Raw genomic sequence first — 22,483 nt, forward strand, 5'->3', positions numbered from 1 at the left:
ATGCCTATCGCCAAGGTCGACGGGGTCGAGGTCGAGTTCGAGCCGGGGATGAACGTCCTGCAGGTCTGCGAACTGGCCGGCAAGGAGATCCCGCGCTTCTGCTATCACGAGCGGCTGTCGATCGCCGGCAACTGCCGCATGTGCCTCGTCGAGGTGCGTCCGGGCCCGCCGAAGCCGCAGGCCTCGTGCGCCCTGCCGGCCGCCGAGGGCCAGGAGATCTTCACCGACACGCCGATGGTGAAGAAGGCCCGTCACGGGGTGATGGAGTTCCTGCTCATCAACCACCCCCTGGACTGCCCGATCTGCGACCAGGGCGGCGAGTGCGACCTGCAGGACCAGGCCATGGGCTATGGCCGCGACGATTCCCGCTACCAGGAGAACAAGCGGGCCGTCGAAGAAAAGTACATGGGTCCGCTGATCAAGACGGTCATGACCCGGTGCATCCAGTGCACCCGCTGCGTCCGCTTCATCACCGAGGTGGCCGGGGTTCCTGACATCGGTCTCATCTCCCGCGGCGAAGACGTTGAAATCACGACCTATCTCGACAAGGCGGTGAGCTCGGAACTGAGCGCCAACGTCATCGACCTGTGCCCGGTCGGCGCCCTGACCCACAAGCCTTGGGCCTTCAACTACCGCCCCTGGGAGCTGAAGAAGACCGAGAGCGTCGACGTCATGGACGCCCTCGGCTCGGCCATCCGCGTCGACAGCCGCGGCCCGGCGGTCCTGCGCGTCCTGCCGCGCGTCAACGACGCGGTGAACGAGGAGTGGATCTCCGACAAGACCCGCTACGCCATCGACGGCCTGTCGCGTCAGCGCCTCGACCGTCCCTATGTGCGTGAGAACGGCAAGCTGCGGCCGGCGGCCTGGGGCGAGGCCCTGGACCTGGTGGCCGCCAAGCTGAAGGCCGCGCCCGCCGACCGCATCGGCGTCATCGCCGGCGACCTGCAGGACGCCGAGTCCATGAAGGCGGCCAAGGACCTGTTCGGCGCCCTCGGCGTCGCCAGCCTGGACTGCCGCCAGGACGGCATGGTGCTGGGGCAGGGGCCCCGGGAGAGCTGGCTGTTCAACTCGAGCCTGATGGGCATCGAGGACGCCGACGTGGTGCTGATCGTCGGCTCCAACCCGCGGATCGAGGCCCCGGTGCTCAACGCCCGCCTGCGCAAGCGCTGGCTGGCGGGCGCCCTGCGCGTGGGCGTCATCGGCGAGGCCGCCGACCTGACTTACAGCTACGACCACCTCGGCGCGGGTCCGGCCGCCCTGGCCGGCCTGTCCCGCTCCAAGAGCGACTTCGTGAAGGCGCTCAAGGAGGCCAAGGCCCCGGCCATCATCCTCGGCGCCGGCGCCCTGACCCGGCCCGACAGCGCCGCGGTGCTGCAGGCGGCCGCCGCCGTGGCCAAGAGCTTCGGCATGGCCTGGAACGTGCTGCACACGGCGGCCAGCCGGGTGGGCGGCCTCGACCTGGGCTTCGTCCCCGCCGAGGGCGGCAAGACCGCCGGCGAGCTGGTCCGGAAGGGCGGCGCCGACGTCCTGTTCCTGATGGGCGCCGACGAGATCGACCTTGGCCAGTCCGACGCCTTCGTCGTCTACATGGGCACCCACGGCGACGCCGGCGCGCACCGCGCCGACGTCATCCTGCCGGCGGCGGCCTACACCGAGAAGAACGGCATCTATGTGAACACCGAGGGCCGCGTGCAGCTCGGCTTCCGCGCCGTCTTCCCGAAGGGCGAGGCCAAGGAGGACTGGGCGATCCTGCGGGCGCTGTCCGAGCGCGTGGGCGCCAAGCTGCCCTACGACAGCCTGGACGAACTGCGCGCCAGGCTGTTCGCCGACCATCCCACCTTCGGCCGCATCGACTATGTGCCCGAGACCCCCGCGGCCCTGGACTTCAGCGTCCTGGGCGCCAAGGGCGAGCTATCGGACGAGCCGTTCTGGAGCGGCGTGAAGAACTTCTACCTCACCAACCCCATCGCCCGCGCCAGCGTGACGATGGCCGAATGCGCCGCGCTCGCGGCCGGCGCCACGAAGATCGCGGCGGAGTAGGCGATGCAGACTTCCTTCTGGGAAACTCCCGGCGGCTGGACCCTGCTCACCATCGGCCAGATCCTGGCCGTGATGATCTGGATTCTGCTGTCGCTGGCCTTCCTGCTGCTGGCCGACCGCAAGATCTGGGCCGGCGTGCAGATGCGCAAAGGCCCCAATGTGGTGGGCCCCTTCGGCCTGCTGCAGTCCTTCGCCGACTTCTTCAAGTTCGTGCTGAAGGAGATCGTGATCCCCTCGGGCGCCGACAAGGTGGTCTTCCTCCTGGCGCCGCTGATCAGCTTCACCCTGGCCTTCGCGGCCTGGGCGGTGATGCCCCTGGCGCCGGGCTGGGTGGTGTCCGACATCAACGTCGGCATCCTCTACCTGTTCGCCATCAGCTCGCTCGGCGTCTACGGCATCATCATGGGTGGCTGGGCGTCCAACTCGAAGTACCCGTTCCTGGGGTCGCTGCGCAGCGCCGCCCAGATGGTGTCGTACGAGGTCTCCCTCGGCTTCATCATCGTGGCCGTGATCGTGCTGGCCGGCACCATGAACCTGCAGGGCATCGTCACCAGCCAGGCCGGCGGCTTCTGGAACTGGTACGTCTTCGGCGGTCCGGGCGGCGTCGAGAAGCTGCCGCTGCTGCTCGCCATGATCCCGCTGGCGGTGATCTTCTTCATCTCGGGCCTGGCCGAGACCAACCGTCCGCCCTTCGACCTGCCGGAAGCCGAGTCCGAACTCGTGGCCGGCTATCAGGTGGAATACTCGTCGACCCCGTACCTGCTGTTCATGATCGGCGAGTACGCGAACATCGTGCTCATCTGCGCGATGACCACGATCCTGTTCTTCGGCGGGTGGAATGCGCCGTTCCCGACGCCGTTCACCGATGCGTGGCCGGCCACGGCGGCGAGCTTCTTCTACTTCATGTGGTTCTTCCTGAAGGTCATCTTCTTCTTCTTCCTCGTCGCCATGGCGAAGGCGATCGTGCCGCGCTACCGGTACGACCAGCTGATGCGGCTGGGGTGGAAGGTGTTCCTGCCGTTCTCGCTGGTGGCGATCTTCTTCATCTCGGGCTGGGCGCTGTTCGTGCTCCGGCCGGCGGCGGGCGCGTGAGGACCGTGGCCGCCATGATCGGCCTCCTGGCGCTCGGCGCCTGCGCGAGCGCGCCTGCGTTCCGGGACGAGGGCCTGGCCACCTATGACGCTCTTCGCGACGCGCAGCAGGCTTGCGCGGCGAAGGGGCTGACCTTGAAGCTTCGGGACCAGGGGGACGCCAGGCGTCTGGACCACTGGTCCTGTCAGAAGGACTGAGACTGACGATGCTGAACCGGATCGGTCAGGCGGTGAAGGGGGCGGCGCTGCTGGATTTCGCCGGCGCCTTCGGCCTCGCCATGAAGCACATGGTGCGGCCCAAGAAGACCGTGCAGTACCCGCACGAGCGCAACCCGCAGAGCCCGCGTTTCCGCGGCGAGCACGCCCTGCGCCGCTATCCCAACGGGGAAGAGCGCTGCATCGCCTGCAAGCTCTGCGAGGCCATCTGCCCGGCCCAGGCCATCACCATCGAGGCCGAGCCGCGCGCCGATGGCAGCCGCCGTACGACCCGCTACGACATCGACATGGTCAAGTGCATCTACTGCGGCCTGTGCCAGGAGGCCTGCCCGGTGGACGCCATCGTCGAGGGCCCGAACCTGGAGTTCGCCGTCGAGACCCGCGAGGAGCTCTACTACGACAAGGAGCGCCTGCTGGATAACGGCGACCGCTGGGAGCGGGAGATCGCGAAGAATCTGGAACTGGACGCGCCGTACCGCTAAACCCGCGGCGCGATTCCGCCGCCCGCCTTGGCGGGCAAATCCGAGGGACGAAAAGAGAGCCGAATGGCCCTGCAGGCGATCGCATTTTACCTGATGGCGGCAGTCACCGTCGGAGCCGGTTTCTGCGTGGTTTCCGCGCGCAACCCGGTGCACTCGGTGCTGTGGCTGATCCTGGCCTTTTTCTCGGCCGCTGGGCTCTTCGTCCTGATGGGCGCGGAGTTCCTCGCCATGCTGCTGGTCGTCGTCTACGTGGGCGCGGTCGCGGTGCTGTTCCTGTTCGTGGTGATGATGCTGGACGTCGACTTCGCCGCCTTGCGGCAGGGCTTCGCCCGGTACATGCCCCTGGGGCTGCTGATCGCGGGCGTGCTGGCCGTGGAGATGATCGTCGTCTCCTCGACGGTCGCCAGCCGCGGAGCCGCCGCCGAGAGCGCCGGCCCCATGGCGTCGGGCGGCGCCGGGGCCAACGTGACGAACGCCGAGGCCATCGGCCGGGTGCTCTACACGGATTACGTCTATTTCTTCCAGGCGGCGGGCCTTGTGCTGCTGGTGGCCATGATCGGGGCGATCGTGCTCACCCTGCGCCATAAGCCGGGCGTCAAGCGTCAGGTCGTCGCCGACCAAGTTCTGCGCTCGCCGAAGACCGGCATGCGTATCGTCGACATCAAGCCGGGCGAAGGGATCGGGGAATGACCATCGGCCTCGCGCACTATCTGGCCGTCGCCGCCATCCTCTTCACGATCGGCGTCTTCGGCATCTTCGTGAACCGCAAGAACATCATCGTCATCCTGATGTCGATCGAGCTCATCCTGCTCGCGGTGAACATCAATCTGGTGGCGTTCTCGGTCTATCTGGGGGACGTGGTGGGGCAGATCTTCGCCATGTTCGTGCTCACCGTCGCGGCCGCCGAAGCCGCCGTGGGCCTGGCCATCCTGGTCACCTTCTTCCGTAACCGCGGCGACATCTCCGTCGACGACGCCTCGATGATGAAGGGCTGAGCGCGAGCGCTATGGATCCGAAAGTCCTCGTCACCGTCATTCTGTTTGGCCCGCTGCTGGGCGCGATCACGGCTGGCCTGTTCGGCCGGGTGATCCCAACCAAGGTTTCGCAGGCCGTCACCACGGGCCTGCTGTTCCTGTCGGCCGCCCTGTCGTGGGTGGTGTTCAGCCGCTGGACCTGGGGCGGGCTGGAGCCCTTCACCGTCACCTACGCCCCGTTCATCCACGTGGGCGACTTCGTCTCCAACTGGTCGTTCCGCCTGGACGGCCTGTCGGCGGTGATGCTGGTGGTGGTGACCACCGTCTCCTCGCTCGTGCACCTCTATTCGTGGGGCTACATGGCCGAGGATCCGCACAAGCCGCGGTTCTTCGCCTACCTGTCGCTCTTCACCTTCGCCATGCTGTCGCTGATCAGCGCCGCCGACCTGATGCAGCTGTTCTTCGGCTGGGAAGGCGTGGGCCTGGCGAGCTACCTGCTGATCGGCTTCTGGTTCCAGAAGCCCACGGCCAACGCCGCCTCGATCAAGGCCTTCGTGGTCAACCGGGTGGGCGACTTTGGTTTCGCCCTCGGCATCATGACCGTGTTCTGGGCCTTCGGGACCATCCAGTTCGCCGAGATCTTCCCGCAGATCGCCGACGGCGCCGACCGCACTTGGTCGTTCATCGGCCGTGACTGGCGACTGATGGATCTCGCCTGCGGCCTGCTGTTCATCGGCGCCATGGGCAAGTCCGCGCAGTTCTTCCTGCACACCTGGCTGCCCGACGCCATGGAAGGCCCGACCCCGGTGTCGGCCCTGATCCACGCCGCCACCATGGTGACGGCCGGCGTCTACATGGTCTGCCTGCTCTCGCCGATGTTCGAATACGCCCCGGTGGCCAAGAACATCGTCACCGTGATCGGCGCCGTCACCGCGCTGTTCGCCGCCACGGTCGGCCTGACCCAGAACGACATCAAGCGGGTCATCGCCTATTCGACCTGCTCGCAGCTCGGCTACATGTTCTTCGCCGCGGGCGTGGGCGCCTATCAGGCGGCCATGTTCCACCTGTTCACCCACGCCTTCTTCAAGGCGCTGCTGTTCCTGGGCGCCGGCTCGGTGATCCATGGCATGGCGCACGAGCAGGACATGCGGCGCTATGGCGCCCTGGCCAAGTTCCTGCCGATCACCTTCGCGGTGATGACCATCGGCACCATCGCCATCACCGGCCTGGGCATTCCGTTCGTCGACTGGGGCTTCGCCGGCTTCTACTCGAAGGACGCGATCATCCACGCGGCCTATGAGGCGGCGCAGGCCGGCCACGCCATCGGCTGGTTCGCCTTCGTCATCGGCGTGCTGGTGGCGGGTCTGACGGCCTTCTACTCCTGGCGCCTGGCGTTCTTCACCTTCAACGGCCATGCCCGCTGGACGCCCGAGGACCTTGAGCACCACTGGCACAACCGCGACCATCATGACGAAGCCCACGGCGCGCACGGCGACCACGCCACCGACGCCCAGGCCGAGACCCATGACGAGCCGCTGGCCGACGATCATGCCCATGGCCACGCCGGCCACGGCCACGGCGAGCACCTGCCGCACGAAAGCCCGTGGAGCATGCGCATCCCGCTGATCGTCCTGTCGATCGGCGCGATCGCGGCGGGCTTCGCCTTCCATCACCAGTTCATCGGCGAGGAGAAGGCCGAGTTCTGGCGCGGCGCCATCTACAATGCGCCCGTCGAGCACCACGCCGCGTCTCCGGCGACCCATGCCGAGGCGGCCGCCGACCACGCGCCGGCCGAAGCGGCTGCGCACGCCGAGGGCCCGGCGCCGGCCGAGGCCGCCGCCGAAGGCCACCACGCGCCGGCCTGGGTGATCCTGGCCCCGCTCGTGGCCTCGATCCTCGGCCTGCTGGTCGCCGCCTACGTCTACATCCTGAAGGAAGGCCTGGGCGCGCGCCTCGCCGCCCGTGGCGGTCCGCTCTACACGTTCTTCTACAACAAGTGGTTCTTCGACGAGCTGTACCAGGCGACCTTCGTCCGGGCGGCCAAGTTCCTGGGCGACCTGTTCTGGAAGGGCGGGGACCAGAAGATCATCGACCGCTTCGGGCCGGACGGCGTCTCGGCGCTGTCGGTCAAGCTGGGGAAGGGCGCCGGCCGCCTGCAATCCGGCTACGTGTACCACTACGCCTTCGTGATGCTGCTCGGCGTCGCGGGCCTGCTGACCTTCGCCCTGTGGGCCTGGAACGCCTGAGGGGGATAACAATCAATGCCGCTTCTCTCCCTCATCACCTTCACCCCGCTGATCGGCGTCGCCGGCATCCTGGCGCTGCGCCTGTTCGGCAACGGCGATGACGCCAAGAGCGTCAGCACGTCCAAGTGGATCGCGCTGGTCACCACCCTGGCGACCTTCGCGCTCTCGGTGCTGCTGCTGGTCCAGTACGACCCGTCCAACCCGGGCTTCCAGTTCCTGGAGGAGACCGCCTGGTTCGCGGGCCTCAGCTACCGCATGGGCGTGGACGGGATCTCGGTCCTGCTGGTCGTCCTGACGGCCTTCCTGATGCCGCTCTGCATCGCGGCGTCCTGGACCTCCATCGAGAAGCGCGTTCAGGAATACCTGATCGCCTTCCTGATCCTCGAGGCCCTGGTGGTCGGGGTGTTCTGCGCCCTGGACCTGGTGCTGTTCTACATCTTCTTCGAGTTCAGCCTGGTGCCGATGTTCCTGATCATCGGCATCTGGGGCGGCGCCCGGCGCGTGTACGCGGCCTACAAGTTCTTCCTCTACACCCTGCTGGGCTCGGTGCTCATGCTGGCGGCGATCCTCTACATGATCGGCACGACCGGCACGGCCTCGATCCCCGAGCTGATGGCCCACGACTTCCCGGGCGGCGTCCAGACCTGGCTCTGGCTGGCATTCTTCGCCTCGTTCGCGGTGAAGATGCCCATGTGGCCGGTGCACACCTGGCTGCCCGACGCCCACGTGGAGGCGCCGACGGCCGGCTCGGTGATCCTGGCGGGCATCCTGCTGAAGATGGGCGGCTACGGCTTCATGCGCTTCAGCCTGCCCATGTTCCCGAACGCCTCGGAGATGTTCGCCCCGCTGGTGTTCGCCCTGTCGGTGATCGCGGTGATCTACACCTCGCTGGTCGCCTTCCGGCAGACGGACATCAAGAAGCTGATCGCCTATTCGTCGGTTGCCCACATGGGCTTCGTGACCATGGGCATCTTCTCGGGCAACACCGCGGGCGAGCAGGGGGCCCTGTTCCAGATGATCTCCCACGGGGTCATCTCGGGCGCGCTCTTCCTCTGCGTCGGCGTCGTCTACGACCGCATGCACACCCGCGAGATCGCCTTCTACGGCGGCCTGGTGAACCGCATGCCCTGGTACGCCGCGGTGTTCATGCTGTTCACCATGGGCAATGTGGGCCTGCCGGGCACCTCGGGCTTCATCGGTGAAATCCTCACCATGACCGGGACCTATCAGGCCTCCACCTGGACGGCGGTCCTGGCCGCCACCGGCATCATCCTGTCGGCGGTCTATGCCCTGACGCTGTACCGGCGCGTGATCTTCGGCGAGCTGACCAATCCGAAGCTGGCCGCCATCACCGACCTCGACTGGCGGGAAGTGGCGATCTTTGCGCCGCTGATCGTTTCCACCCTGTATCTGGGCATCCAGCCCAACTCCGTCTTCAACCTGACCGCGGCTTCGGTGGAGCAGCTCGTCGCTGCCTACCAGGCGGCCATCGGCGGGTGAGGGGCCTTTAGATGAACTTCGCTGCTGACCTCTCGCTTGCGTTTCCGGAGCTGATCCTCGCCGGCGGCGCCCTGGCGCTGCTGGTGGTGGGGGCCTTCGCCCCGCGCGCCACGGCCGCCGTCGCCGGCGCCGCCGTCGTCGCCCTGCTGGGCGCGGCCGTGGCCGCGGCCACCCAGCCGTCGGGCGTGGCCTTCGGGGGCGCGCTGATTGCGGACGCCGCCTCGGCCTTCTCCAAGGTGGCCATCTACCTGGCTTCGGCCGTGGCCATTCCGATCGCCCAGCCGTGGTTCGAGCGCCGGGGCGTTCGCAACTTCGAATTCCCGGTGCTGATCCTGCTGGCCGCCCTCGGCATGGGCATGATGGCCTCGTCCGGGGACCTGATCTCCCTCTACGTGGGCGTCGAGCTGCACTCGCTGGCGCTCTACGTCCTGGCGGCCATGCACCGCGACGACGCCAAGGCTTCGGAAGCGGGTCTGAAGTATTTCGTCCTGGGCGCGCTCTCGTCGGGCTTGCTGCTCTATGGCGCCAGCCTGATCTACGGCTTCGCCGGCTCCACCGTGTTCAGCGAGATCGCCGAGACGGTGAAGGGCGGCGCCAATGTGGGCGCCCTGTTCGGCCTCGTGTTCCTGATCTGCGGCCTGGCGTTCAAGGTCTCGGCGGCGCCGTTCCACATGTGGACGCCGGACGTCTATGAGGGCGCGCCGACGCCGGTCGTGGCCTTCTTCGCCGCCGCGCCCAAGCTGGCCGCCATGGTGCTGTTCGCCCGCGCCCTGGCCGACGGCTTCGCCGGCGCTGCGCCCCAGTGGCAGCAGGTGCTGGTGGTCATCGCCCTGATGTCGGTGGCCGTGGGCGCCTTCGCGGGCCTGGTGCAGAAGAACCTCAAGCGCCTGTGGGCCTATTCCTCCATCGCCAACGTCGGCTACGCGATCCTCGGCCTCGCCGCCGGCACCCAGGAAGGCGTGCAGTCCATGCTCGTCTTCATGGTGCTCTACATGATCGACGTGACGGGCTTCTTCGCCTGCCTCACGGCCCTGTCGCGTCAGGGCCGGGCCCTGGAGACGGTCGACGACATGGCCGGCCTCATCAAGGAACAGCCGGGCATCGCCCTGGCCATGACGGCCTTCGCCCTGTCGGCCCTCGGCCTGCCGCCGTTCTCGGGCTTCTGGGCCAAGGTGTTCGTGTTCAAGGCCGCCATCGACGCCGGCCTCTGGGTTCCGGCGGTGCTGGGCCTGGTGGGCTCGGTCGTGGCCGCGTTCTACTACCTCCGCCTGCTGAAGGCCGTGTGGTTCGACGCCAGCCCGGGCGCCACCGACAAGCCGCCGGTCGAGGCCCGCGGCACGGCCATCGCCCTCGGCCTGTTCTCGTTCCCGCTGGTCCTCGCCGGGCTGGTCTGGATCTATCCGGCCGCTGGCCAGGCGGCGCGGGCCTTCGGGCTTGGCTGAGCTTCCGCCGATCGAGGCCTACGAGAGCCTCGACTCCACCAACGCCGAGGCGCGGCGGCGCGCCGAGGCGGGCGAGGCGGGTCCGGTCTGGATCACCGCCGCGGTGCAGACCGCCGGCCGCGGGCGCCGCGGCCGGCCCTGGTCCTCCCGGGCCGGCAACCTCGCCGCCACCCTGCTGACGGTCTCCGACGCCCCTGCCGCCGAGGCGGCCCAGATCTCCTTCGTGGCCGCGCTCGCCGCCTGCGACCTCGCCGACGCCTGCCTCGGCCCCGGCCTCGCCCGGCTGAAGTGGCCCAATGACGTGCTGATCCATGGCCGCAAGGCCGTGGGTGTCCTCGTGGAGTCCGGCGCCCGGCCGGACGGGCGCCTCTGGCTGGCCGTCGGCGTCGGCGTCAACCTGGCCCACGCCCCCCAGGACGCGGAACGCCCCGCCGCCGCCTTCGCCGACTACATGCAGGCCCCCCCGCCGGCGCCCCTGGCCGCTCTGGATGTGCTCCGCAGCACCTTCGACCACTGGCGACGCACCTGGACCACCCAGGGCTTCCCCCCCATCGCCGAAGCCTGGACCGCCCGCGCCATCGGCCTCGGCGAGCGCTGCGAAGCGCGACTTCCCAACCGCACGCTCGTCGGCGTCGCCGAAGGCATGGACGCTGATGGCGCGCTCCGTCTCAGGCTGGACGACGGCAGGCTCGAGCGCGTAACCGCGGGCGACGTTTTCTTCGGAGGGCCGATCTGATGCTGCTGGCCATCGAGCAGGGCAACACCAACACGCTCTTCGCCGTGCATGACGGCGAGCGCTGGATCGCCCAATGGCGAGCAGCGACGGACTCCACCCGGACAGCCGACGAATACGCCGTCTGGCTTTCGCAGCTGCTATCCATGGCAGGGCTGGCCCTCGGCGCCTTCGACGGCTGTATCGTCTCAAGCGTGGTGCCGCAGTCGATCTTCAACCTCCGCAACCTCGCCCGGCGCTACCTGAAGGTGGAGCCCCTCGTCATCGGGGAAAACGTCGACCTGGGCATTCCGGTGCGCATTGATAAGCCGTCTGAGGCCGGTGCGGACCGGCTGGTGAACGCCATCGGCGCCCATGCCGTCTATCCGGGCGGGCTGATTGTCATCGACAGCGGCACCGCCACGACGTTCGACGTGGTGGCTGCTGACGGCGGGTTCGAGGGCGGCGTGATCGCTCCGGGGATCAACCTGTCCATGGAGGCGTTGCATACGGCGGCGGCCAAACTTCCCAGGGTCGCGATCCAGAAGCCGCGGAAGGTCGTGGGCACGGACACGGTAGGCGCCATGCAGTCTGGCGTATTCTGGGGGTACATCGCCCTGATCGAGGGCCTGATCTCGCGCATCAAGGCCGAACGCAATGAGCCGCTGACGGTTGTCGCCACCGGAGGGGTTGCGTCTCTGTTTCACGGCGCCACCACGGCGATCGACAAGTTCGACTCCGATCTCACCATCCGCGGCATGCTGGAGATCTGGCGCCGCAACCAAGGCAAGGCTTGATGCCCCATAACGACGCCGCCGACGAACTCGTCTTCCTGCCCTTGGGCGGGTCGAACGAGATTGGAATGAACTTCAATCTCTATGGCTTCGGGCCGCCGCACGATCGCAAATGGATCGTGGTCGACCTCGGCGTCACCTTCGGCGACCAGACCACGCCTGGGGTCGAGGTGATTCTGCCCGATCCCGAGTTCATCGAGGAATACGCCGACCGGATCCTGGGCATTGTTCTCACGCACGCTCACGAGGACCACATCGGCGCCGTGGCGTGGCTGTGGCCCCGGCTCAAGGCGCCGATCTATGCCACTCCGTTCACGGCATTCATCCTGCGCGAGAAGCTGCGCGAAGCCGACCTGCTGGAAGAGGCCCAGATCACCGAAGTGCCGCTGGGCGGCAAGATCGAGCTTGGGCCGTTCAGCCTTGAACTGATTACGCTTACCCATTCCATTCCCGAGCCAAACGGCCTCGCAATCAGGACGCCTCTAGGCACGGTCCTGCACACCGGCGACTGGAAGATCGACCCTGACCCATTGTTGGGCGGTCCCACCGACATCGACCGCATCCGCCAGCTGGGCGACGAAGGCGTGCTGGCGATGGTCTGCGACAGCACAAACGTGTTCCAGGACGGTCACGCCGGTTCCGAGGCTGACGTGCGAGCCGCCCTCACGCCGCTGATCAGCGGGATGAAGGGCAAGGTTGCGGTCGCCTGCTTCGCTTCGAACGTGGCCCGTATGGACAGCGTGATCCGCGCGGCCGAGGCCGCAGGGCGGCGCGTCTGTCTTGTGGGGCGGTCGATGCACCGCATGGCCGCTGCGGCCAAGTCGGTAGGGTTGATGCAGGACGTGCAGCCGTTCCTAGACGATACTGAGGCCAAGCACCTGCCGGGCCACCAGGTCCTCTATCTCTGCACCGGTAGCCAAGGCGAACCGCGAGCGGCGCTGGCGCGCATCGCAGATGGCGCCCATCCGCATGTGAGCTTGGGGGCAGGCGACGCCGTAGTGTTCTCCAGCCGAGTGATCCCCGGCAACGAAATCCCGATCCGCAACCTCCAGAACAAGCTGACCGAGCGCGGCGTTCGCCTTTACACCGAGCGCGATCATCCGGGCATCCACGTGAGCGGCCACCCGTGTCGCGACGAACTGGCCGAGATGTACCGCTGGGCGCGCCCGGAGATTGCGGTGCCGACGCACGGTGAGCGTCGTCACCTGATGGAGCACGCTGCCTTTGCGCGGGACCTTCAGGTGCCCCAGCAGGTGACCCCTCGCAATGGCGACATGGTGCGTCTTGCGCCCGGCCGGGCTGAGGTGATCGACGAGGTGCCCGCGGGCCGTCTCTTCGTGGACGCAGGCGTGCTCACCCCCGAGAACGGCGACGCTCTGCGCGAGCGCCGGCACGCCGCCTACAACGGCATGATCGTGGTATCGGTCGTGCTCGACGGCCGAAGCCGCTTGGCCGCGGGGCCAGCCGTCCGCGCCCTCGGTCTGCCGGCGGACGAGGATTATCCTCTGGATGAGGCGCTCGATGATCTTGCCGAGGAAGCCGAGCAGGCTTTGGGGCGGCTCAAGGGGGAGGAGCGGGAGATCGATGCTGACGTCGAAACCGCCATCTCCCGGGCTGTGAAGAAGGCGAGCCAGCGAATCTGGGGCCGTCGCCCCGTTGTTGAAACGACGGTTCTGCGGGTCTGAAACGGCGACGGTTGGCCGGAAGGACGGGCGCGAGGCTGACGCTCGGTGATCTCGCGCTCGTTTCTGAGGCGGCGTATACCCACCTCATGATCGGACGACTGAACCATGTGGGGATCGCCACGCCTTCCATCGACGACGCGGTGAAGTTGTATCGCGACGTCCTCGGCGCCACCAAGATTGGCGAGAAGTTCGAGATGCCGGAGCAGGGCGTCTGGGTCTGCTTCGTCGATTTACCCAATAGCCAGATCGAGCTCATCGAACCGGCCGGCGACAACTCGCCGCTCAAGGGCTTCCTTGAAAAGAACCCGGCGGGCGGGCAACACCACGTCTGTTTCGAGGTGGACGACATCATCGCTGCGCGCGATGACATGGCCGCCAAGGGCGCAACGGTGCTGAACGGCGGCGTGCCGCGCATCGGAGCCCACGGCACGCCGGTGATCTTCGTGCATCCGAAGAACATGGGTGGTGTTCTGGTCGAACTGATGGAAACGCCGAAGGGGGGCGCACTGATATGAGTCCGGTCACGGCGATCGCGATCTTCCTCACGATCTGGTGGACCGTGCTGTTCGCCGTGCTGCCGTGGGGCGTGCAGAGCCACTACGAAGCCGGCCTCGATAAGGGGGATGGTGGAGATCCCGGGGCGCCGGTCGACCCCAAGCTTAAGCAGAAGTTCTTCACCACGACCTGGGTGTCGGCCATCGTGTTCGCGGTGGTCTATGCGATCATCCACTTCGGGTTGGTGAAGCTTCCGTCGCTACCTTCCGGCTACTAGCCGACTTTCCAGCGCGCGTGCCGGAGCCGATCCGCCACAGGCGCGTTGCCAAGCTTCGTGGGGGGAGGCTATCAACGCGCCTCCTTCCCGCCTTGAATCCTTAGGACACCAGAGACGATGCGCCTTTCGCGTTACTTCATGCCGACGCTGCGCGAGGCGCCTTCCGACGCGCAGATCGTCTCCCACCAGCTCATGCTCCGCGCCGGGATGATCCGCCAGGAAGCGGCCGGCATCTATGCTTGGCTGCCGCTGGGCCTGCGCGTGTTGAAGAAGATCGAGCAGGTGGTCCGTGAGGAGATGGATCGGGCCGGCGCCATCGAAGTGCTGATGCCGACGCTGCAGCTTGCCGACCTGTGGCGGGAGAGCGGTCGCTACGACGACTATGGCGAGGAGATGCTGCGCATCAAGGACCGCCACGAGCGCGACCTGCTGTACGGCCCGACCGCGGAAGAGGTCATCACGGACATTTTCCGCGCTTACGTGAAGTCCTACAAGGACTTGCCGAAGAATCTTTACAACATCCAGTGGAAGTTTCGGGACGAGCGCCGCCCGCGTTTCGGCGTGATGCGCGGCCGCGAGTTCCTGATGAAGGACGCCTATTCGTTCGATATCGACGAAGCGTCGGCGCGGCGCGCGTACAACCGGATGTTCCTGGCGTATCTGAACATCTATTCGCGCCTGGGCCTGAAAGCGATTCCGGTGCGGGCGGACACGGGGCCGATCGGCGGCGACCTGTCTCACGAATTCATCATCCTCGCCGACACCGGCGAGAGTGAGGTGTTCGCCCACCGCGACCTTGTTGAGATGGGGGCGCCCGGGCCGGATATCGACTGGGACGGCGACCTTGAGCCGCTGGTGCAGCAACGCACCCGCCTCTACGCCGCCAGCGATGAGATGCACGACCCGGCGCGCTTCGAGGCTGAGGCCCCCGCAGACAAGCGTATGAGCGCTCGGGGCATCGAGGTGGGGCACATCTTCTACTTCGGCGAGAAGTACTCGAAGCCCATGAACGCCAAGGTGGCGGGGCCGGACGGCCAGGAGCGGTGCGTCCACATGGGCTCGTATGGCGTCGGGGTCTCGCGCCTCGTGGGCGCGATCATCGAGGCCAGCCACGACGAGGCGGGCATCATCTGGCCAGACAGCGTCGCGCCGTTTGGCGCGGCGGTCGTCAACCTGCGGCCCGGCGAGGCGGCGGTGGACGAGATTGCCGAGCGCGCCTACCGGGCGCTTCAGGCGGCGGGCAAGGAACCTCTGCTTGACGATCGTGACGAGCGGCCGGGGGCGAAGTTCGCTTCCCTGGATCTGGTGGGCGTGCCCTGGCAATTGATCGTCGGCCCGAAGGGCGTCGCCGAGGGCGTTGTCGAACTGAAGCGTCGGGCCACCGGCGAGCGCCAGAGCCTTCCCCTGGACCACGCCCTCAAGGTGATCGCAGGGTGAGCGAAGCGGCAGCGGTCATCGGCGGCCGCGCGCCGCCGTTCGGCTACTGGGAGCGTATGCTCGCCGGCCGCTATCTGCGGGCCAAGCGCAGCCAGGGCGGCGTGGCGCTGATCTCCGTCATCTCCTTCATCGGCATCATGCTTGCTGTGGCGGTGCTGATCATCGTCATGAGCGTTATGAACGGCTTCCGGTCCGAGATGCTCACCCGCATCCTGGGCTTCCAGGGCCATGTTTATGTCATGGGCGGGGTCTTGGACGGGCCGGAACGCGACGCTGCCGTGCAGCGGCTGTTGCAGGCGCCGGACGTGGTGCAGGCCGCGCCCATTGTAGAGGCCCAGGCCATCGCCCTTGGTCCGACGCAGATCTCGGGGGCCATCGTGCGCGGCATCAGCCCGAAGGACCTGCAGGCCACCCGCATGGTAGCGGATAACGTCACCAAGGGTTCGCTGAAGGAGTTCGGCGTCGGCGAGTACGGTGGCGAGACCATCCTCGTGGGTGAGCGCCTAGCCCAGTCCCTTGGCGTGGGTCCGGCGGATGTCCTGACCCTGATCTCGCCGTCGGCGGGCGTCACCGCCTTCGGCGGCACGCCCATGCAGAAGGAATATGTGGTCGGCGGGACGTTCGCCGTGGGCATGAGCCAGTACGACCAGGCCTACATCTTCATGCCCTTCGAGCAGGCCCAGCTCTTCTTCGGGCGTGAGGGGACGGCTGACGCCATCGAGGTCCGCGTCGCCGACCCAGACCATGCCGGGCGGCTGAAGGCGGCCATCAACGCCGCGGCCGGCCCGTCGGCCATCGTCACCGACTGGACCCAGCGAGATAGCTCGTTCTGGGACGCACTGAAGATCGAGCGGGTGATGATGCGCATGATCCTCATGCTGCTGGTGGCCATCGCCGCGCTGAACATCATCTCGGGCCTTGTCATGCTGGTGAAGAATAAGGGCCGGGACATCGCTATCCTGCGAACCATTGGGGCGGGGCAGGGAGCGATCCTGCGGATCTTCTTCATGGCGGGTGCCAGCATCGGCGTTCTGGGCACCATCGCCGGCCTGGTGCTTGGCATTCTGTTCTGCGCCTACATCACTCCGATCCAGCACGCCCTTGAGGTGATCACCGGGGCGGTGTTGTTCTCGTCCGACGTCTATTTCCTCGACCGCGTGCCGGCGAAGATCGACTGGGCGGAAGTGGCGATCGTGACCAGTTGGGGGCTGGCCATGAGCTGCCTGGCCACCCTGCCGCCGGCCTGGCGCGCCTCGCGCCTCGATCCGGTGGAGGCGCTCCGCTATGAGTGAGCCTGTCCTTTCCATCCGTGGCCTGGAGCGCACCTATCGCACCGCCGCGGGGCCGCTCACGGTGCTGCGCGGGGTCGATCTTGATCTCAATCCCGGCGAGATCGTCGGGCTGATCGGCCCCTCAGGGTCGGGCAAGTCGTCGTTGCTGCATGCCGCCGGCCTCCTAGAGCATCCCGACGCGGGGCGGATCACGGTCCTTGGGCAGGATTGCTCGAACCTCAACGAGCGCGAGCGGACGCGGGTGCGCCTGGCGACCGTGGGGTTCGTCTACCAGTTCCATCACCTGCTCCCGGAGTTCTCTGCCCTCGACAACGTCGCCCTGCCGCAGATGATCGCGGGCCGCAGCCGTCAGGCGGCCCGCAAACGGGCTGCGACGTTGCTTGGCGAACTCGGGCTCGGGGACCGCGTCCACCATCAGCCCGCGCAGCTCTCCGGAGGGGAGCAGCAGCGGGTCGCCATCGCCCGGGCCCTGGCCAATGCGCCGCAGGTGCTGTTGGCGGACGAGCCCACCGGCAACCTCGATCCCAAGACGTCGGAGGCGGTGTTCGAGAACCTCTACGCCCTGGCCCGGCGGCAGGGCGTCGCCGCGCTGGTGGCCACCCACAACCTCGAACTTGCCGGCCACATGGACCGGGTGCTCGCGCTGAAGAACGGTCACCTCGAGCCCTGGACAAGGCCTTAGCGGCGGGCCGGGCCGTCCGCCGGCCGGGGAGCGGCCAGATCGATCTGTTCAAGCAAGGCCAGCAGCGCGGCATTCGCGGCGTCGATGCTCTCGGGCCTGTTCATCTGATGCAGGCCGTAGATGTACTCGCCGCGGAGCAGGAGCAGCACAGTCTGGACAACGCCGTCATTGTCGAGCCACTGGCGGCCCGCCTGGATCTGACTCCTCGGGCCCGTGGGCGGGTTCGGCAGCCTGCGCGCCACGCCGGATTGCTGCTCGAGGGCGCGGATGGTGGCTTCCCAGATGGCCTTGTCCGCGGACTTGTCGGGCGTGCGGGTGACAGCGATCCTCAGGTCGCCGACGTCGCCGGACAGCAAACAGGCGAGGTCCAGGCTGGCCAGGTTCGGATCGTGGACAGCCACAACTGATCTTTCAAACTCACCGTAACTCTCGGCGCAGGCGAAGCCGGAGCCGGCCATGACGTAGGCGTTGTTGTCGTCGTAGGCGAACAACTCGCCGTCGGGGAAGAGCAGGGTGGCGTAGCCCCCGGAGGCCGCGATGTCTTGCGGCCGGATGATCTCGACTTGGCGGCCGTTCTCCGTGGGGACGAACAGGCTGATGGCGTCGCCGACCGGGGCGTGCACGGCGACCGGCGGCTCCGAGCCGTCCATCAGGTCGGCGATGTCGTCCGCCAGGCGTTCCATACCGGGCGGGCCGTCGTACATCTTGAGGACATAATTCAGCCCGTCCATTCGCGCGATCAGGTAGTAGCCCGGCGTGGCGGTGGCGGCGGGCAGGCCGCGGCGGCCGGCCTGGTTCCAGGCCTCGGCGTCCGCCAGGGCGGGGCCCTTCATGAGGAAGAAGAAGGACTCGTTGTCAGAGGGGCGCGGATCCAGCGCGGTGGCAGCTCGGGTCCGCCGCCATGAATGGTCCAGACCGCGTCGCCGGTGACGAACCGCGCAACCGGGCAGGGCGCGGCGCCCGCCAGTTCGCGGGCCGGCCAGCTGTCGTCCCCCGTTGGGGCATGGAGGGCGAGGAATATGGCGCTGACCAGGGCGCCGCGCTGGGCCTCCATAAGTTGCTCCTCGAACTTGAGCGACTTGCCGGTGTCAGGAAGCGCCGTGGCGCAGGCCGCGGGCGGCGAGGCCTGGAACATCCGGCTTGGTCCGGGCTGCGCCTGGGCGCCGCCTGAGGCGATGGCCGAGGCGCAGATCAGCGCCGCGAGGCTCGAAAAGACACGCATGACGATAGCTCCTCCCAGATTCCACTAGAGAGGCCCACAGAGATTGTCGCTCACGGTAGAGTTTGTCGTCGGAGCCGGGACTAGCTGGGACTTGCCGGGATTTCGCGGGACGACGACGCGCCCGCTCGGTCAAGTATTCAGTCAGCGTTCGAAATGCGTGTGAACGTAGTTCGCACGACCATCACACCCCTTGAGCGAAGGCCAGCGCGGCGGCGGCTTCGGCATGGAATTCAATAGCAGCGCTCGCCGCCGCAAGGCGGTCCGTCGACGCCGTGCCAGTCGCCGACACGTCGCCCTGAAGGGCCTGAATGGCGACTCTCAGCTGTTCCCCGGCCATCATGAGAGCTGCGGCTAGCTCTTCAACGCTGCGGTCGTTTGCAGCTGCGGGTGGCCCGATGCTCAACGTGCGCTCGCTCTATAGTGGACGTTTTGGAGCTGGGTCTCGCGATTAAGGTTCTGGACCTCTTGCAGTTGCGCCGCGACGCCAGCCGCGATCGCTTCCAGCCGCTCGGCTGCCGCCAGATTTCCGGCCGACACTGCCGCACGCAACTCGCCCATGAGTTCCGCCAGCTGAGCGCGCAGCCTTTCAAGCGAGGCGACGATCTCTTGCCTGCTGCGATCGTTGGCGGCGACGAGACGGTCAGTTTCGATCGTCAGAGAGCCGCCGAACATCTCCTTGAGGGCAGGGATGTTCGACACCAGGACCCGCGAACCGCCCTCGCTCACCGCCTGCTGACTCGCCTGCATCTGCAGTGCGGAGGCCTGGGCGATCTGAGTGAGTGAAACCCGCATCGCCGCGAGCTGGTCGGCCTCACTGCCGCCGGCGCCGCCCATGCCGCTGAGGCCGGCGCTGTCCGCCTGCACGCGATCGGACAGCGCCAGGCGATCCTGCGCCGAGCTCGTCGCGTTGCGGTCTGCCGATAGCAGCCGGTCGGCGTAGGAGGTGATGTTCGACAGGGCGTCCGGATCTCGGGCTCGGGCCTTGGCGAGCTGGGCCTCGTACTGGCGCAGCGCCTCTTCCTTGGCCGCCTGGGGCGAGAGTTCGGCCGACGGCGACAGGCGCAGTTGGTCCAGCCAAGCCAGGAGGCGCGGTCGGGCCTGCTCGAAGACGTCGGCAACGTCCGCGACCGCGCCGGCGAGCGCCTGCAGCTCCAGCCCGCGAAGTTGCTCGAGCTGGTCCAGGAAGTCGGTCCCAAGCACGCCGGCCTCGATCAGCTTCAGCGCCTCGGTCCGCTTGGCGTCGATCTCGTCGTTGACCCGCTTGACCCTGTAGGCGTTCGGGTTCGTGAGCTCGAGAATGCGATCGCCCACTGACTTCTTGATGCCGGTTGCTTGCTCCAGGAGCGCGTCAGTCGAGTCATCCACGACGTCGCTGAACTGCTTCAGCACCTCGGCGAGCTGCAGCTGCTCGAGCTGGGTGAGGTCGGCCGCCGTCTTGTCGTATACGGCCTGGGTCAGATAGCCGGCGTCGAGGGCCGCCTTCAGAGCCTTGCGCTGCTCCTCCTGGGCGCGCTTCAGCTCCTCGATGGCCCAGGCCTTGGGGTCGGTGAGCTGCAGGATCATGTCGGAGATCTGCTTCGGGATCTGCTGTGCGGCCTCGTACGCGGCCAGCACCTCGGCGACGGCCTCGAAGCCCTTGCCCGCAGCCAGGGCGCCTTCCACGGCCTTCTTCTGGCCCTCGCTGACGTAGGTGGCGCTCTCCAGCAGGGCGCGCATGGCGACGTCCACGGCCGCGCCGGAATCGCCCACGGCCGAGCGGAGGGTGCGACCGCTCTGCAGGTAAATCTGGGTTTCGTCGCGGGTGCCGATCACCATGCCGGTGACGGCGTCCTTGATCCCGATGCCGGCTGCCTTCAGCGCGTCCTGGATGCCGATGACGGCTTCGCCGGCGGCCTTCACCGCCTGTTCGGTCTCGGCATTCCGCTTGTTGCCGCTGAACTGACCGGTGACCAGGTCGAAGCCCGCTCCGTGGTTCGACGGCTTGCCGCCCACGTTGAAGATTTTGGCGGCGGCATACAGCGCGCCGGCGGCCAGGGCGATCGGACCCGCCACCGCGCCGAGCGCCATCAGGCCATTAGCCGCCGCCGCGCCTAGGGCTCCGCCGCCGAGGGCCGTGCCGATGCCGCCAGCCATGGCCACGCCCGCGCCGCTGGAGAGAAAACCGCCGAGGCCGAGCCCCATCCCGGCGATGCCGAACCCGCCGCTGATCGCTCGACCGGTGCGGCCGCCGATAGCTTGGCCCGCGACCTGGCCTACGGCGCTCACGCCGCCCCAGACCCCGCCGTTCTTGAACGAGCCCGCGATCCCCTGGACGGTCGCCATCAGTCCGCCCAGCGCACCGCCGAAGTCGCCATTCTTCAGGCTGCGCCGGAACTGCTCAAAGCCGAAGGTCGCATCGTCCAGGGACATGATGAGATCGCGAAGCCGCTCCTCGTACGTCTGGATGCCTTTCGCGCCCTCGCTGAGCGTCTCGGGTGTGCGCAGGAGTTCGGCGTTCGCGTGCTCCTGGGCGATCGCCCACTGCTCGGTGTTTTCCGCGACGGCGCGGGCCTGCAGCTCGCGCTGGGTGATCAGGCCCTCGCCGAACTGGATCGCGTCGTTCAGCTGGCGTTGTGTGTCGGCCACGGCCTTCTGGCGCTGGCTCATGGTCCGATCAGCCGCCGCGGCTTGGGCGTCGGCGATCTTCTCCCACGCGCCGGCTAGCTCGAGGGCCTTCTCCCGTTCTTCGCCCAACTGAGCCAGGAGCTGACGCTGCCGCTGCAGCGGCGCGTCTTCGATCATCCGGGCAAGTTGGAGCCGGCGCTGGCTCTGCGCCGTGGCGCCGATCGCGGCGATCTCCGCCCGGAAGCTATCGATCCGCTTGTCGGCGGCTTCGATCTCGGCCTGAGACGCCTTGAGCGCCCGACGGGCGGCCGCCTCCGCATCCTGCTGGGCCTTCTTCTGCTCCGGCGAGGCGCGAAGCTCGACGATCTTCTTGTCGGCGGCTGCGATCGCGTCTCGGGCCTGAGCTTCGGTCAGGCCCGCCTTGGCGAGGGCAGCTGAGCCGCCGCGCAGGGTTTCCTGCAGGAGTGCGCGCTGCCGCTCCACCTCCTCGATCTGCCGCGTCTTCGGGAGCAGGGAGTCATAGGCCGCCTCGGCTTCGCGCGAGGTGTCGGTGATCAGTTTGATGCCGGCGGCGAGCAATTCGGCCTGGCGCTGCCGGATCGCTTCGGCCTCCCGCGCGACCTCCATGCCCCGGTAGGTGCCGACGATGGTGCCGACGCCACGGCCGACGAGTTCCCATGGGTTGGGATTGTCGATCTCGGCGAGGCGCTCTCGGTTGGCCTTGCGCTCAGTGTTGATCTCCTGGCGAGCCGCTTCCTTGCGGGCATCAGCGAGCTTCACGTCGGCGACCACGCGTTCCATAGGCGCGAGCCCAGTCCAGTCGCGGTTGATCCGCGGCTTGCCGTCTTCGAAAGCCTTCCGATTGTTCCGCCAGACGTTGACGATGCGCTCGGCCGAGAACTGCTCGATGTAGCGGCGCGACAGCCGTAAAGCGCTCGGCGGGATGGTAAGGCCCTGGGCTTCGCAAAGCTTGAAGAGCTCGAACTCCGCGAACCGTCGGACGTTGGCCCAGCCGCCTTCCTCAGCACGGCTTTGCCAGATGGCTTTGACCTTGGCGTCGATCATTTGCCCGAGATCCTCGAGCGTTTGCCGCGATGCGCCGGCGGCCAGCGCGGCTTCATCGAACGGGCGTGAGATCACCACACGGGCGCGGCCGGCGTTCGCCGGGCGCTTGCGAGCCAGGCCGGCGAGCCCATGCCGCTCATACTCCGCAAGCCAGCGCTGCAGGGTTCGGAGATCTGCTGCGCCGGTCGCCTCGGCCGCCCGCAGAGCAGAGGCGCGCTGAGGTGACC

20 protein-coding genes are annotated in these 22,483 nt (G+C 67.6%); 17 read left to right on the forward strand and 3 right to left on the reverse strand.

From position 1 onward, the window contains the following. The 17 genes from nuoG to BO64_RS10365 all read left to right on the forward strand — a co-directional run bounded on the left by nuoG (window position 1) and on the right by BO64_RS10365 (window position 17,365). Entirely contained in the window at window positions 1-2,040 is a 2,040-nt protein-coding gene (gene nuoG / locus BO64_RS10285) for an NADH-quinone oxidoreductase subunit NuoG (protein ID WP_496403198.1), read from the forward strand. A 3-nt stretch (window positions 2,041-2,043) separates the two neighbouring features. Beyond that, window positions 2,044-3,132, forward strand: coding sequence for an NADH-quinone oxidoreductase subunit NuoH (nuoH, locus tag BO64_RS10290; RefSeq protein ID WP_496403199.1), 1,089 nt, complete (start codon window positions 2,044-2,046; stop codon window positions 3,130-3,132). A gap of 5 nt (window positions 3,133-3,137) precedes the next feature. Further along, entirely contained in the window at window positions 3,138-3,329 is a 192-nt protein-coding gene (locus BO64_RS10295) for a hypothetical protein (protein ID WP_496403200.1), read from the forward strand. 8 nt (window positions 3,330-3,337) lie between these two features. Continuing rightward, window positions 3,338-3,829 carry an NADH-quinone oxidoreductase subunit NuoI gene (nuoI, locus tag BO64_RS10300; protein ID WP_496403201.1) on the forward strand — a complete coding sequence of 164 codons (492 nt, stop codon included), beginning with the start codon at window positions 3,338-3,340 and terminating at the stop codon, window positions 3,827-3,829. 63 nt (window positions 3,830-3,892) lie between these two features. Further along, on the forward strand, window positions 3,893-4,519 hold the full coding sequence (locus BO64_RS10305) for an NADH-quinone oxidoreductase subunit J (RefSeq protein WP_496403202.1): 627 nt from the start codon (window positions 3,893-3,895) through the stop codon (window positions 4,517-4,519). Further along, on the forward strand, window positions 4,516-4,824 hold the full coding sequence (gene nuoK / locus BO64_RS10310; RefSeq protein ID WP_012522347.1) for an NADH-quinone oxidoreductase subunit NuoK: 309 nt from the start codon (window positions 4,516-4,518) through the stop codon (window positions 4,822-4,824). Before BO64_RS10305 ends, nuoK begins: the two co-directional genes overlap by 4 nt. A gap of 11 nt (window positions 4,825-4,835) precedes the next feature. Next, entirely contained in the window at window positions 4,836-7,049 is a 2,214-nt protein-coding gene (gene nuoL / locus BO64_RS10315; RefSeq protein ID WP_496403203.1) for an NADH-quinone oxidoreductase subunit L, read from the forward strand. A 15-nt stretch (window positions 7,050-7,064) separates the two neighbouring features. Then, window positions 7,065-8,549 (forward strand): NADH-quinone oxidoreductase subunit M, encoded by a 1,485-nt coding sequence (locus tag BO64_RS10320; protein ID WP_496403204.1) that lies wholly within the window; start codon window positions 7,065-7,067, stop codon window positions 8,547-8,549. A gap of 11 nt (window positions 8,550-8,560) precedes the next feature. Continuing rightward, entirely contained in the window at window positions 8,561-9,991 is a 1,431-nt protein-coding gene (gene nuoN, locus BO64_RS10325; protein ID WP_496403205.1) for an NADH-quinone oxidoreductase subunit NuoN, read from the forward strand. Next, window positions 9,984-10,727 carry a biotin--[acetyl-CoA-carboxylase] ligase gene (locus BO64_RS10330; protein WP_496403206.1) on the forward strand — a complete coding sequence of 248 codons (744 nt, stop codon included), beginning with the start codon at window positions 9,984-9,986 and terminating at the stop codon, window positions 10,725-10,727. The genes nuoN and BO64_RS10330 overlap by 8 nt, the downstream gene beginning before the upstream one ends. After that, entirely contained in the window at window positions 10,724-11,500 is a 777-nt protein-coding gene (locus BO64_RS10335) for a type III pantothenate kinase (protein WP_496403223.1), read from the forward strand. The genes BO64_RS10330 and BO64_RS10335 overlap by 4 nt, the downstream gene beginning before the upstream one ends. Further along, a complete protein-coding gene (locus BO64_RS10340) occupies window positions 11,500-13,182 on the forward strand; it encodes a ribonuclease J (RefSeq protein ID WP_496403207.1) in 1,683 nt (560 codons plus the stop codon). Before BO64_RS10335 ends, BO64_RS10340 begins: the two co-directional genes overlap by 1 nt. A gap of 86 nt (window positions 13,183-13,268) precedes the next feature. After that, window positions 13,269-13,697 (forward strand): methylmalonyl-CoA epimerase, encoded by a 429-nt coding sequence (mce, locus tag BO64_RS10345; RefSeq protein ID WP_496403224.1) that lies wholly within the window; start codon window positions 13,269-13,271, stop codon window positions 13,695-13,697. Continuing rightward, window positions 13,694-13,954 carry a DUF1467 family protein gene (locus tag BO64_RS10350; RefSeq protein WP_496403208.1) on the forward strand — a complete coding sequence of 87 codons (261 nt, stop codon included), beginning with the start codon at window positions 13,694-13,696 and terminating at the stop codon, window positions 13,952-13,954. Before mce ends, BO64_RS10350 begins: the two co-directional genes overlap by 4 nt. 117 nt (window positions 13,955-14,071) lie before the next feature. Next, complete coding sequence (proS, locus tag BO64_RS10355) at window positions 14,072-15,391, forward strand: proline--tRNA ligase (RefSeq protein WP_496403209.1); 1,320 nt, start codon at window positions 14,072-14,074, stop codon at window positions 15,389-15,391. A 56-nt stretch (window positions 15,392-15,447) separates the two neighbouring features. Next, complete coding sequence (locus BO64_RS10360; RefSeq protein WP_496403225.1) at window positions 15,448-16,683, forward strand: lipoprotein-releasing ABC transporter permease subunit; 1,236 nt, start codon at window positions 15,448-15,450, stop codon at window positions 16,681-16,683. Next, window positions 16,676-17,365 (forward strand): ABC transporter ATP-binding protein, encoded by a 690-nt coding sequence (locus BO64_RS10365; RefSeq protein ID WP_496403210.1) that lies wholly within the window; start codon window positions 16,676-16,678, stop codon window positions 17,363-17,365. The genes BO64_RS10360 and BO64_RS10365 overlap by 8 nt, the downstream gene beginning before the upstream one ends. On the opposite strand, the gene BO64_RS10370 is transcribed toward BO64_RS10365, so the two are convergent. The 3 genes from BO64_RS10370 to BO64_RS10380 form a co-directional block, all read right to left on the reverse strand. Next, window positions 17,362-18,198, reverse strand: a complete 837-nt coding sequence (locus BO64_RS10370; protein WP_496403211.1) for a hypothetical protein — start codon at window positions 18,196-18,198, stop codon at window positions 17,362-17,364. The genes BO64_RS10365 and BO64_RS10370 overlap by 4 nt on opposite strands. After that, window positions 18,195-18,587, reverse strand: a complete 393-nt coding sequence (locus BO64_RS10375) for a hypothetical protein (protein WP_496403212.1) — start codon at window positions 18,585-18,587, stop codon at window positions 18,195-18,197. Before BO64_RS10375 ends, BO64_RS10370 begins: the two co-directional genes overlap by 4 nt. Window positions 18,588-18,986: 399 nt before the next feature. Further along, window positions 18,987-22,256, reverse strand: coding sequence for a hypothetical protein (locus tag BO64_RS10380; protein ID WP_496403213.1), 3,270 nt, complete (start codon window positions 22,254-22,256; stop codon window positions 18,987-18,989). Window positions 22,257-22,483 lie beyond the last annotated feature (227 nt).

This window comes from Phenylobacterium composti DSM 19425 (assembly GCF_059568645.1).

What these genes read in the sequence shown, in the direction of transcription:
- proS (WP_496403209.1), top strand. Translation starts at nt 14,072, where the DNA reads ATGCGCCTTTCGCGTTACTTCATGCCGACGCTGCGCGAGGCGCCTTCC.
- BO64_RS10365 (WP_496403210.1), top strand. Translation starts at nt 16,676, where the DNA reads ATGAGTGAGCCTGTCCTTTCCATCCGTGGCCTGGAGCGCACCTATCGC.
- nuoN (WP_496403205.1), top strand. Translation starts at nt 8,561, where the DNA reads ATGAACTTCGCTGCTGACCTCTCGCTTGCGTTTCCGGAGCTGATCCTC.
- BO64_RS10320 (WP_496403204.1), top strand. Translation starts at nt 7,065, where the DNA reads ATGCCGCTTCTCTCCCTCATCACCTTCACCCCGCTGATCGGCGTCGCC.
- mce (WP_496403224.1), top strand. Translation starts at nt 13,269, where the DNA reads ATGATCGGACGACTGAACCATGTGGGGATCGCCACGCCTTCCATCGAC.
- nuoH (WP_496403199.1), top strand. Translation starts at nt 2,044, where the DNA reads ATGCAGACTTCCTTCTGGGAAACTCCCGGCGGCTGGACCCTGCTCACC.
- nuoL (WP_496403203.1), top strand. Translation starts at nt 4,836, where the DNA reads ATGGATCCGAAAGTCCTCGTCACCGTCATTCTGTTTGGCCCGCTGCTG.
- BO64_RS10350 (WP_496403208.1), top strand. Translation starts at nt 13,694, where the DNA reads ATGAGTCCGGTCACGGCGATCGCGATCTTCCTCACGATCTGGTGGACC.
- nuoK (WP_012522347.1), top strand. Translation starts at nt 4,516, where the DNA reads ATGACCATCGGCCTCGCGCACTATCTGGCCGTCGCCGCCATCCTCTTC.
- BO64_RS10360 (WP_496403225.1), top strand. Translation starts at nt 15,448, where the DNA reads ATGCTCGCCGGCCGCTATCTGCGGGCCAAGCGCAGCCAGGGCGGCGTG.
- nuoG (WP_496403198.1), top strand. Translation starts at nt 1, where the DNA reads ATGCCTATCGCCAAGGTCGACGGGGTCGAGGTCGAGTTCGAGCCGGGG.
- BO64_RS10380 (WP_496403213.1), bottom strand. Translation starts at nt 22,256, where the DNA reads ATGATCGACGCCAAGGTCAAAGCCATCTGGCAAAGCCGTGCTGAGGAA.
- BO64_RS10375 (WP_496403212.1), bottom strand. Translation starts at nt 18,587, where the DNA reads ATGCGTGTCTTTTCGAGCCTCGCGGCGCTGATCTGCGCCTCGGCCATC.
- BO64_RS10340 (WP_496403207.1), top strand. Translation starts at nt 11,500, where the DNA reads ATGCCCCATAACGACGCCGCCGACGAACTCGTCTTCCTGCCCTTGGGC.
- nuoI (WP_496403201.1), top strand. Translation starts at nt 3,338, where the DNA reads ATGCTGAACCGGATCGGTCAGGCGGTGAAGGGGGCGGCGCTGCTGGAT.
- BO64_RS10305 (WP_496403202.1), top strand. Translation starts at nt 3,893, where the DNA reads ATGGCCCTGCAGGCGATCGCATTTTACCTGATGGCGGCAGTCACCGTC.
- BO64_RS10370 (WP_496403211.1), bottom strand. Translation starts at nt 18,198, where the DNA reads ATGAAGGGCCCCGCCCTGGCGGACGCCGAGGCCTGGAACCAGGCCGGC.